The sequence below is a fragment of the Acidaminobacter hydrogenoformans DSM 2784 genome, from assembly GCF_900103005.1.
Taxonomy (GTDB): domain Bacteria; phylum Bacillota; class Clostridia; order Peptostreptococcales; family Acidaminobacteraceae; genus Acidaminobacter; species Acidaminobacter hydrogenoformans.
Genome location: NZ_FMWL01000012.1, coordinates 17,157 through 29,557, shown reverse-complemented (window position 1 = coordinate 29,557; position 12,401 = coordinate 17,157). Strand labels below are relative to the sequence as shown.

Annotated in this window: 7 protein-coding genes; 1 reads left to right on the top strand and 6 read right to left on the bottom strand. The window is 39.0% G+C overall.

Translation table 11 applies throughout. The features are described 5' to 3' along the window. Positions 1 to 20: 20 nt before the first annotated feature. The 5 genes from BLP63_RS11000 to BLP63_RS10975 all read right to left on the bottom strand — a co-directional run bounded on the left by BLP63_RS11000 (position 21) and on the right by BLP63_RS10975 (position 8,488). Positions 21 to 1,199: a M20 metallopeptidase family protein gene (locus tag BLP63_RS11000; RefSeq protein ID WP_092591503.1), complete on the bottom strand. Its 1,179-nt coding sequence runs from the start codon at positions 1,197 to 1,199 to the stop codon at positions 21 to 23. Positions 1,200 to 1,626: 427 nt separating this feature from the next. Next, positions 1,627 to 2,796 (bottom strand): M24 family metallopeptidase, encoded by a 1,170-nt coding sequence (locus BLP63_RS10995; RefSeq protein WP_092591501.1) that lies wholly within the window; start codon positions 2,794 to 2,796, stop codon positions 1,627 to 1,629. A 645-nt stretch (positions 2,797 to 3,441) separates the two neighbouring features. Then, a complete protein-coding gene (locus BLP63_RS10990) occupies positions 3,442 to 4,899 on the bottom strand; it encodes a sigma-54 interaction domain-containing protein (protein WP_092591499.1) in 1,458 nt (485 codons plus the stop codon). Between the two features lie 945 nt (positions 4,900 to 5,844). After that, positions 5,845 to 7,368, bottom strand: a complete 1,524-nt coding sequence (locus BLP63_RS10980) for a recombinase family protein (protein WP_092591495.1) — start codon at positions 7,366 to 7,368, stop codon at positions 5,845 to 5,847. Beyond that, entirely contained in the window at positions 7,286 to 8,488 is a 1,203-nt protein-coding gene (locus tag BLP63_RS10975) for a recombinase family protein (protein WP_092591493.1), read from the bottom strand. Before BLP63_RS10975 ends, BLP63_RS10980 begins: the two co-directional genes overlap by 83 nt. A 288-nt stretch (positions 8,489 to 8,776) precedes the next feature. On the opposite strand from BLP63_RS10975, the gene BLP63_RS10970 reads away from it, so the two are divergent. Next, complete coding sequence (locus tag BLP63_RS10970; protein WP_242870886.1) at positions 8,777 to 9,925, top strand: recombinase family protein; 1,149 nt, start codon at positions 8,777 to 8,779, stop codon at positions 9,923 to 9,925. An 826-nt stretch (positions 9,926 to 10,751) separates the two neighbouring features. Here BLP63_RS10970 and ftcD read toward each other — a convergent pair. Beyond that, positions 10,752 to 11,624 carry a glutamate formimidoyltransferase gene (gene ftcD, locus BLP63_RS10960; protein ID WP_092591489.1) on the bottom strand — a complete coding sequence of 291 codons (873 nt, stop codon included), beginning with the start codon at positions 11,622 to 11,624 and terminating at the stop codon, positions 10,752 to 10,754. Positions 11,625 to 12,401 lie beyond the last annotated feature (777 nt).

Genomic DNA, 12,401 nt, shown 5'->3' with positions numbered 1-12,401 from the left:
TAAGCCTCCCCAACCAATTATTATTCTATTAATTTTAACAGTGTGTTGATAATAACAGCTTGTACAATAATCATACTATCTTCATCCATATTAAAATCAGGGTGATGAAATGTAGCGGTACAATTCTTTGCTTCATTCCTTACTCCAAAATAGAAATAGCATGATGGAATTTTAGTTGAGTAATATGCAAAATCTTCACATCCCATATCAACATTCTCCATCACTTCTACATTATCCGAGCCAATCGTATCAATTGCAACGTTTTTAACTATTTCAACCACTTCATTGCTATTTCTTAAAATTGGAAACATAAATTGATTGTTGAATTCATAAGTGCAATTGTTCATTGAGCAAATATTTTTCAAAATCTTGTCTATCTTGTCTATTATATGCTCTCTAACCCCCTCATCAAGAGTCCTAAATGTCCCTCCAAAAGATATCGACTGAGGTATTACATTGTTGGCCTTTGCTTCACCTGCCTGGATATTACATACTGATAGGACACCTGGTTTTACCGTATCTATTTCTCTGCTTATAATATTGTTTAAAGCCGTTATTACCAACAAAGCCGTACTAATTACATCGTTGCACTCATGAGGATAAGCACCATGTCCCCCTTTTCCAGTAATGATAACATCAAAAAAATCTCCGCTTGCTAACATCTCATCATATTTGACGATAATCTTTCCTGTTTTGTAACTTGGGTGAATATGTGAACCAATCATAATATCCACATCGTCCAAGATTCCATTTTGCATGATGAGTTTTGCTCCCCCAGGTGGTGGACCTTCTTCTGCTGGTTGAAAAACAAACTTTACCTTGCCCGTGAGCCCTTCTTGATGTTCAGATAAATATTTCGCTATCCCAAGTAAAATCGATGTATGTCCATCATGTCCACAAGAATGGCATAACCCAGCATTTATTGATCTATAAGAAACATCCTTTTGATCTTGCATGCTTAATGCATCCATATCTGCTCTTATTCCAATAACTTTTCCTGGTTTTTTTGTGTCCAGGATGCCAATGACGGCCGTCATACAAAAATTTTTTACAACTTCAAGACCCCAGCTCTCCAATAAGTCAGCTACAATCCCTGATGTTCTAACTTCATCAAATCCTTTTTCTGGATGCATATGAAAGTCTCTGCGCCAAGTGATCATATCAGTTTCATACTGCTTCAAATCTTTTACTTTGATCAATATACTGTCTCCTCTCAAAACAAAATTTAATTACTTAAGATTCCTTCAATTTAAACAAGTGTAATTTTGCACATTTTAAAAATTTCAATCAAGTATCGGCTTTTCTCATAATGGCGGCCTATACCGGTTCCAATCTTTATAGCATATTATAAAACATATATCACACTCCATTTTCATCATATCTATCTTTTCTGGTTCGAATAGATGTATGTTCATATGCTCTCATAATAACTTTATTTTCTATAGAATGTGTCATTCTCCTGCGTCTTGATAAAAGGTTGATATCTTCAGTAAATATCAATCTAAAAATTCTTGAAATGAATGAAAGAACGAGGTTTGATCTGAAAAACCGCCTTTAAAATTTAGTGCATTAGTCATTTCAAGTAATAACATATTCATTTGATGCAAATATCAGATCATAAATTACTTAAATTCTTTTTAATTCATCAGGAAATTTCGTAAGAATCTCATAACCATTTTCCGTAATCAACACCGTATCTTCAATTCGCGCACCCCCGACTCCCGGTACGTATATGCCTGGCTCAACTGTTATAATCATTCCTGGTTGCAATGCAATAGCATCACCTTCTTTTACCTCTGGCCCTTCTACATAAGAAGCCCCTACCCCCCTTCCTGTACGATGTGTGATATATTCTCCATAACCTGCCTCTACTATAACTTTTCGTGCTATGATATCTAACTCTGCACCGGTTACACCCGGTTTAATTTGTGTTAATGCGGCATCATGTGATTGTTTTGCAATATTAAACACATCTGTAAATTCAGGTGTTGGTATTCCTGCAATTAACTGGCGCGTAAACCCCATACGATATCCAGCAAATTGAGCATATTCACAAAAACACATCATTATAACATCGTTTTCTTGGATTTTCTTAGTTGTGGCTCTTCCATGCACTATATGAGATCTGCTACCACTCTGGAGCATTTGAACCCCTGCGAAAAGCGGAGTCATTAATGGATAATTTTGTAACAGTTCAGCAGCTTTTTCATATCCTGCATTTTGAGCTGCCATGCTTATTTGCCACTCTTCCACACCTATTCTTGCAATTTTAGTTGCAGCCTCTACTTCCGCTATGACCACTTGAGCTACTTTTCTCATAATCATAATCTCTTCAGGTGATTTAATCATCCTAATCTTTCTCAAAATAAGATCATTATCCATTTCTATTCCTTTGAAGTTTTGTTTAAGTGAGTTATAAAGATATGCTGGCATTGTTGCTGTTTCGACAAAAATTTTACTAAAAGATAATTTTTTTTCCTCAATCTTGCTTTTCAATAAAGAGATAATATCTAAAAATGCTCCCTTTTCTTTCCATTCAATATAAAATGAAATATCACTTATCCATGTACTCTCCAAAGCTGCTTCATACTCCAGTTTTGGTGTAATGAAGAAGGGCTCATCAATATCCTTGTGTACAACTAAGAACAATGGCCTGAAGGTAGCAAAGCCAAAAAATCCACTTAACCAGTAAATATTATCTTCATTACTGATTATGACTGCATCGTGTTCGTAATTCTTTAATTCATCCTTGATTCGTTGAAATCTGTTTTGATATTCTTCCTTAGTAAACATCATTGGTTTTTCCTCTCCTTTATTAGTTTAATGAAATATTTCTAGGCCATGTCTCACCTATTGTATATCTACGCAAAACTCATGCCAAACAAATCTCAATCACAGAAATACGCCGTGACCATTCAATAGACTCAATTTCAACTTTTATATAATGAAATATACTGTTATTAACAAATTAAAAAAAGCAAAATTTCTGGATATTTCGTCCAGATATTTTGCTTTCAAATATTTCCCAAATAATAGATGGAACTTAAGGGGTATTTTTTTTCTCCCCCATAACGGTCACGTCCTAATATAATGCAATAACACAATCAATATCCCTGTATGCCCTTACTGCCATCATACCAAACTACATAAAATTATTATTCTGTTCTAATATCATATCGCAAATTCGCCTCTAAATCAGTAATCCTAAAGTTTACAAGCATAATTCAGCAAGCCCTATTTATTATAGATCACTTCCTAAAGAAAACTAAATTTAACTTATCCAATTTTTATTCAAACAGCAGATACTACAGAGGTGTTTCTGATAATGAACTTTGCGCATAGGCTTAAGTCCTTTTGTATCTAATTTTGATTAAGTATTTTTTTGTAACTCAAGCAAAATCCCCAACTGCCGGAAGTGAGCTGAGATCCGTTCAGCAAGCACTATTTATCAACAGTTTTATGATTCAAGTTTACATTGTATTTTTTGATTTTATAATCCAAACTTTGTCTGTTAAGTCCTAGTTCTTTTGCAGCTGCACTGACATTGCCTTCAGAGTCTTTTAAGCATTTTAGGATTATCTCTTTCTCTTTATCTTCTAAAATCATCTTTAGATCTTTTTTTGAGTAATCTTTTCTGTATGAGTTATTCCCATCCTTGTAGTAATGCGGTTCTTCATTGATCTCACCGTCTAATTGTTCAAATATGGTACAGGGTAAACATTCTATTGTAATCTCATTTTCTTGTCCAAATAATGTCATGGCATATTCAATAGTATGCTCAAGCTCACGTACATTGCCCGGCCAATTATACCTCTTAAATAATTCCATAACTTCAGGTGAAACACCTTTAACATTTCGTATAAAACTATGGTTAAATTTCTTGATAAAATGATCAATTAGTTCTTCTATATCATTCATACGTTCCGCTAAGGATGGGATTCTTATACTTACAACACCCAATCGATAAAAAAGATCTTGTCTTAGAATCTCATTTTTGATAGCCCTTATGGGCGAAATATTCAATGCGCTAATGATTCTGGGATGCACACTTCTTTCTTTTACTTCTCCAACCCGTCTGATTTTATGTGTTTCCAAAACTCTTAGTAATTTTGCCTGCAGGTTTAATCCCATTGAATTGAGCTCATCTAAAAAAAGGGTTCCTCCAGATGCCTCTTCAAAAAGACCAGATTGATCTATTGAACCAGTAAAAGCTCCTTTTGCTGTGCCAAACAAAATTCCTTCTAGTAAATTTTCAGGTATAGCCGCGCAATTAATCGAAACAAATGATCCTTTGTTGTTGCTTGCGTTATGAATGCTTTGTGCAAGCAGCTCTTTTCCTGTTCCTGTATCACCATAAATCAAAATCGAAGCATTCGAATTTGCTGATTTTAATGCGGTATTTTTGCAATCCATTATGGCTTTACTATGACCAATAATTTGGTCAAATGTAAAAAGTGGAGCAAAATCGTCAATTTTATAGTCTTCATGTTTATTCCTTTCCATAATGCTGTACAAATTATTAAACTTCGATATATTCTTGGTAACCGCTAATACACCGATTAATTCATTGTTTTCTAATAAAGGATACGCATTACTGACAGTTGTGACACGGTTACCTGAAACAGTAGTATAGTCCTGGTATACATTTTCAAACGGTCGTTTTTTTCGAATTACCTTCAGAATCAAACTTGAATACTCATCTAATTTAAAGCATTCTGTAATATGCCTGCCTATAACAAAATCTTTTCTAAGATTGTCCAACTCTTCGCTTGCCCTGTTATAGAAAACAATTATTCCATACTTATCCGCTATGTATATGCAATCATCCAACAAATCCAGTAATGAAATCATCGTAGCATTAAGGTTTAAACCATTTATCTCTATATCATTTTCTTTCAATTAAATACCTCCTGCGTCAGAATAGCAATCATTGGTGTTCCAAAATGTATCAGCTGGACTGTACTAACGATTATAACACGGAATTATTACGTTTTTAATTTTTGTTATCTATCCCTTCGCAATTAAACGATGATTAACTACTCCAATGGTTTCTGAATATTTAATCTCTTAATACGCAAAACTAGTCAGTGCCATTCGACAGAATCGGAAATAACATTGTACACTTTTATAATCTCATATTCTGAAGAAGCTCAAATGAAGACCACCTGAGAAATTCTTTTGTTGATATCGGTGAATATAGATTTAGACCGAATTTTTATTCTTTCTTTGCTCGCAGATAATGGTCAGGATCATCAACATTTACATTTATTTTTTGTAATTTTTCAATTCTCGGTATTACTGTAATTGATATAAAAATCAAAAAATACCAAGGTGCGATCTCTTGTTGAGATAGGATAAGTCACATTTGCATTAATTTTGTCAGTTTCACAATGTAATCTAAAACAGAAAAGCACCACTATGCAATTTCTCTTAAGCAAGAGTGGATATCACATAGCGGTGCATTTATCATTTTCAATTTTAATGAGTCTCATATTAAGCATACCTCATTGGCCTGCTATCTCCTTAATCACGTCAATACAGTCCTGACAAATCAATTTCCCACTAAAAGGCTTAATGTCCCTAGTCGCGTTACAAAGTGCGCATGTTTGAGTGAACCTTCGTATGATAATAGTATCTCCCTCGGGGATAAGCTCAACTCCATCCTTTCGCTCATTATCATAAACTTTAAGGGTCTCACTGATAGGTTCATGAATTTTCCTTACATTAGCAGTCGCTTTCATAACAATTCTCCTCACCTTTTATTTGTGGTTTTAAACATTCAAATTCGTTAATCAAGGTATTTATAAACGGCTTTAAAGTTACCATCACCATATCCTTCCTAGTTTATTTAGTCACTACCTCTAATCCAATTCCCGAGAAAAATATCACGTTAATCTCACCATCAACACCTACCTCCATATGCGAAAGGGTCTTAATCACAAGTTCATATGCAGCCTCTTCAATTAATCCAACTTCCTCTACCAGTCTCATCAACTCCTTAGCTCGGTATGCAAGTAGCTTATCTCCCCATTCCACGATACTTTTCCATTCATCTTCGAAACTCACTTTATTCTCCACCATGTAGTTCCAGGCGGTAATGAATGCTGTTTCTGGACTATCGACATCAATCTGAATATCTGTACAGTACATCTGTCGTGGCAATGGATCTTTTCTTCGATTAATGTTATAAGCCTCCCGTGATTTTCGGTGCAGAGGCTTAGGTGTGAACATCCGCCCTTCAATGTCGGTCCACTTCCTCCCGTTAAAACTCTTACACCTTAGGTATGGTCTATTATCTTCACCTACCCTTTTAGATTCATATCGACAAAACGCTGAGCCACATGTCCCGCAGAAAATCTTGTTCTCAAAAGGATTTAAGCCCTGACTATGATAATTCTTAAAATTATGTGCTTTCAGAAATTCATCACGCCGAGCAAACTCCATCTGCACCAGTTCCCAGGTCTCTTTATCAATAATGGCCGGATGGGAATTTTCAAGGTAATACTTATTCAGTTCTCCCTTATTCTTCGCGCGTTTTTTTGTTAAGTAGCAGGTATTAAAGGTCTTCTGAAACATGGTGTCCCCCTTGAACTTTTCATTTTTTAGTACCTTAGTGATATGACTCACGCACCACTGCTTACCACCGTAAGCCATTAGAAGTGACTCATTCGTAAAGCGTTTAGCAATATGGTAAGGACTGTAGCCATCAAGAAACTCCTGATAAATTCGTTTGACCAGTTCTGCCTGATCTTCGTTAATCACAAGATCGCCATGTTTATCCTTATCGTATCCGAGAAATTTTCCACTTGGGATGCTCCTTATATGACCTGCAGCATATTTCTTATGAAGCCCCCATTTGATATTCTCTGAGAGGTTTTCACTTTCTGCCTGATGAAAAGCAGACATGAGAGAAATGAGCAGTTCACTATTTGTCCCAAGTAGGCGAAAATTCTCGCTTTCAAAGAACACATCAATGCCGAGGCTCTTCAGTTCACGAAGACAGTTTAGGCAGTCCAGGGTATTGCGCCCAAAACGTGATAGGCTTTTTGTGATGATCATGTCAAATTTTCTATCCCTTGCGTCCTGCATCATTTGTTTAAATTCATCGCGCTTGTTAAGATCCGTTCCTGATATCCCTTCATCGGCATAAATCCCAGAAAAGATGTATTCCGGTCTTTCACGAATGTAGGACTCGTAGTACTTAACCTGCGCCCGGTAGCTGACCAGCTGGACCTCACTTCCCGTCGATACGCGGCAGTAGGCTACGACTCTGATCGTTTTTTTCTTATAATCCGTGGGACCTGCGATACTCTGAAGTGGGTACAAGACGGAAATCTTTTTTGGCACTGATATTTCTACCTTCTTCATAATCCACCTCCAGGAGCACTAATGGCTCAGTTAAACTTAAATCTTTTGTCAGTTCCTGAAGATCTGAGTCCCAGATGTTAGTGCCTTTACAAAATGATTTTCCTTTACTTAAGTAGTTATGGCAGTGCCAAAGTGGCCGCTTCTTATAATCCGTGCAGTGCGTCAGTGATGCCCCGCAGTATGGACATTTGATCATACTGGTTAGAGGATATTCCTTTCGTCTTCGCCTCTTCCTTGCTTCCTGAACCTTATCCCAATCTTCTCGGGAGATGATGCCAGGATGGGAATCCTTCACAAAGTACTTTGGCATCTCGCCCCAGTTAAGTACCTGAAGACCCGACTCTTTGACATAGCCCTTTTGCTGCAGCATATCTCCGACATATTTTTCGTTGCCGACGATGCTTAATATTCTACCGTTTATCCACGGATTCCCTAGGTAACTTGGAATGTCTGCATCGTTTAGCATTTTTGCAATTTTAAGGCCGGATAAGCCCTGAAGGTAGAGTTTAAAGATCAGCCTCACAATCTCAGCTTCATCTTCGTTGATAATGAGCCGCCCATTTTCATCCTTGTCATAACCAAGTAGACGATTGGTATCGACCAGGACCTCACCACGCTTAAATTTATTCTGCATGGCCCATGCAACATTTGATCGTACGGCCTTCCTTTCTTCTTCTGCGATGGCAACAAGGATCGTCAGCATCATTTCCCCTTCTGAACTGAGAGTATTAATGTTTTGTTCTTCGAAGATAACACCAACACCGATATCTCTCAGTTCACGTACTACTTCAAGCAGCATCAGCGTACTTCGAGCAAATCGCGAAATGGATTTTGTAAAGATCAGATCAATCTCGCCAGCTCTTGCCCGAGTGAGCATTTCCTGAAAACCCGGACGGCTCGATTTGCTTCCTGAAATGCCAGCATCAGAAAACACTCCAACAAAGGAATAGTACGGCGAGTTCAAGAATTTGTTTTGATAATATTCAGTCTGGTTCTCAAGTGACTTAAGCTGCGGATCATGTCCGGTGGATACACGTACATAAGCACAAACCCTAGTCAGGCTCAGAAGCGGCAATGGCATTTTCTTTTTAGTAATCTCTGTGATGATAGGTTTCCTCACGACTTCTCACCTCCCTCAAAAATAAAAAATTACCATACCGCTACACGTAGTAATCGCTCAGGTAAGGTAATAAGTCAAGTTATATGGAACTTAAGCCCGTAATCGTCCAGATTTTGAGCATGATATAGAATAATGTAATTAGTTAGGACACGAATCATCGACTAAAGACTGAATTTCGGCCATAAAAATCAAAATTAAGCCCAACTGGGCACAATTCCCATTTTGCACCCCTGAAAACAAAAATGCACCCTCCACTTCCTTCAAATCGTTGAACATTAGGATGGGAGGGTGCATTTTATCAATTGTTGTGGGTGTTTCCAAGAAGAATCAAAAAATTTAAGTGAGAACGTGGCATGGGGCCACCGCAAGCGTTTCGCCGATGGTAAAGTCAGCATGCCTTATAAACATTTCCTCGGCTATGAAAAAGGCGAAGACGGTACACCTAAAATTGTAGAAAGCCAGGCGGTAGTAGTGCGGATGATCTACCGCTTATTTATAGAAGGAAAAACGTGTTCCTACATCGCACGTCACCTGACTGCCAAAGAGATCCTCTCCCCTGCTGGCAAGAAAAGATGGCAAGTTGGAACGGTTGAGTCCATCCTAACCAATGAGAAGTATTCTGGCGATGCCCTTTTACAGAAAAAGGTAACTATTGACTTTTTAACCAAAAAGATCAAAATCAACGAAGGTGAAGTACCACAGTACTACGTCCAGAACAGCCATCCTGCCATCATCTCACCAGATGAGTTTGAAGCAGTGCAGGTTGAACTCCAGAGGCGAAAGAAGCTAGGCCGGCCAAACGGATGTCAAAACCCGCTCTCTGCTAAGCTCGTCTGCTCTGAATGTGGTGGCTACTACGGCCCAAAGGTCTGGGCCTCGAACACCAAGCATCGTAAGGTCATCTGGCGTTGTAATGACAAGTATAAAGGGGTAGAAAGGTGCTCTACCCCGCATGTGACGGAAGATGAAGTGAAAGAAAAATTTGTAACGGCCTTTAACACCCTCTTCGGAGTCAAAGAAGAACTCATCAGGAACTGCGAAATTGCGATTGAAGTTCTCTCCGACAATACGAAGATCGACGAGGAAATCGATAAACTGCATGACGAGATCGCTGTCGTAGTCGAAGAATCAAATAAAGCGGTTTACGAAAATGCTCATAAAGCCATGAGTCAAGACGAGTGGAAAAAGCAGCACGAGGGTTATGTAGTGCGCCATGAGAAGGCGACTGAGAGGGTTACGGAACTTGAAGAAATGAAGAGTGAGAGGCAGAGCCGGAGCCATACGCTAAAAGGGTTTATTAGGGATATTGAAAGCTGTGGTAGGGTACTTGATGAGTTTGATGAGAGGTTATGGACTTTGATACTTGAGAAGGTGGTGGTAAAGGAGGATGGGGGGTTGAGATTTTGTTTTAAGGATGGGACGGAGGTTGAGGGGTAAAGAAAAAAAGCCATTAGATCAGCTTGATTATAAATTGTACTGCTCATTCCTCCTTTATCTTTTCATTTTGACCGACTAATGGCTTAAAAGGGGATGACTACTTGATTTAAATTAGGTCGATTTACTGACAAACAATAGAATTATTGACAAAATATCTTAAGCAAATAATTACATCGATCTCAATCATAATCAATAGTTGCTCAAAGGAGATTTAGGAGTGATGCCTTTGCCAAGCCCCCAATTATGTATTTATTCAAAATACGATCGATTCATTTGAGTTTATAGTATTTATAATAACCAAGACAAATTGAAGCACTTCAGGAAGATCCATGCCAATCTCCATGAGATCTTCATCATTGGCACGCCTTCAGACATCTATCCCTGGCACTTTTACACTGCATCAATCAGCTTTTCGTTTTAATCCCGCTGCTCCTCCCTGACAATGGTGATCATCACCTTCACTATCTTCCCTTCAGACTCATTCAACACAGACCAGTACGGCATGACATCAGGGGTTTGTCCATGTAGATGTTGAAGACTCGTTGGAGGATATACACCCGATCTGATTGCCGAATCAGCTAATACCTGTTGATGGACACTCCGGTGACTCGGTTGTACAAGTCCACATAGTTCTGCACATTCTTCAGAACATAATTGGCCTAACTATGCGTGATAAATTACTCGACAAATTCACAATACTTAAAATTATCCCTTTGACATCTTCAGCTAAATTAGGTGATATAATCGACATCTTCAAAATTGACGTAATTACCATCCACATTTTATTAAGCCATATTCTTTCCTGACATCCAACCGAATTATTAATCTAATATAGCTGCTCCATGTTGAAACTGTAACATCTGAGATAGAATTTCATCAGGTCTTCCAGTGCCATGACCGGAACCGGTCCTACTATCTCTGTATCCGCGATTAAAATGCCCCTACTTTCCGTCTCGGATTTTATTGTTTCAAAGACGCGGTGTATTGGTGTCTTCTGATATTGTGTCAAGTTCATAGAAATCTGAACCATCTTCTTATCAGGAATTTCCAGCGCGATGGCTCTGACATTCTGATAGCCGCCAGTTACCGCCCGGACCGCTTTAACAATCTGTTTGCCTACCGACAAATCATCCGTTCTGAGGTTGATATTAAGTGCTACGAGAGGGAATCTCACACCTGTAACTGTAGCGCCGCTCTTTGCCACAAATTCGAATGGTCCTTCATCTGGACGCCACTCTTCTTTTGTCATTTTTACAGCGAAGGATTCGTATTCGCCACGGCGAATGTCCACCAGGCTTTTGCGCTCTGGCTTTGTTGCGGCGTCTTCATAGTAATACACCGGCACACCCAATCCGCCCAGAAACGCGCCAAACGCCTTCGCGACTTCCAGAGCCTCTTCCTGGGTGATATCTCGTGCCGGAATGAATGGCACCACGTCCACAGCCCCCATTCTCGGATGCGCGCCAGTGTGATTTGACATGTCAATCAATTCAATCGCTTTCTTCGCCAGACGTTTGGTTCCCTCAAGTACTTCTTCAGGCTCACCACTGAACGTAAAGACAGTCCGGTTGTGATCTTTGTCTGAATTAATTTCCATAATTCGAAGCACTGCCCCCTCCATCAATGCAGACTTCATTTCTCTAATAAGAGCGAGGTTTCTTCCTTCACTTACATTAACTTCTGCTAAAAGTACTTTCACGGGATATGACCTCCTATACTATTCTAATGATTTGCAGTTCAACTGGATAATTTAACTCTTGCCGCTTTATACGTTCAGTGTCTATGAAAAGCGGCAGAACCTGAAAGCGATTTCATAGTGTGTCAGTGCCACCTGAACCGCCACATCATTGATTTATTTAGCGTGGACCTTCTTTTCCCCAACAGAGCCTATTGGCACCCCATATGCCTCTTTGATCATGGCGAACGCTCCCATATTTTCCAAAGACCTCTGTATGACGGGCACAGCGCTCGGCCACTTCCAAGTTTTCCTCTGAGCTGAACTCGAAGTCCTTTTGCTTCTAAAGTCTGGCCACTATACCAGTAAGTCCTATTGCTACGGCTACTTAAATAGGGTATACAGAACCGCTGCCAACAGTGACGTATATCGCATCAAGGATTAACTCCAGAGCTCAATATTTATGTATTTCGTTCTGATTCAGTGTTGTCTCACCTTTCTGTTTTCATTCGACTAACCATCGATTGACCGTTTTTGATCAACTTCTCAATAAAATTGTCACCCTGACGGTAGATATTATCTTTGTAACGACACAATCTCCAGATTTGAAAGTCTAGCGCGTTAGCCCACTTCAATGCTACAAAGTCCTCCTTTTTTGAGCCCAAGTGCGATAGCTCAGCCTATAGTTACGGCCAAAATCCCTTCCTCCGGCGTCATGCCATGACAGCAACAATCGAGTACAAATCTCCAATCTGTAGACTCAATATATTTGCCTGAATGTGATGATCTCCATCGCAAGTA

Coding starts and splice junctions, on each gene's coding strand:
- BLP63_RS10995 (WP_092591501.1), bottom strand. CDS start 2,796: ATGATGTTTACTAAGGAAGAATATCAAAACAGATTTCAACGAATCAAG.
- BLP63_RS10980 (WP_092591495.1), bottom strand. CDS start 7,368: ATGAAGAAGGTAGAAATATCAGTGCCAAAAAAGATTTCCGTCTTGTAC.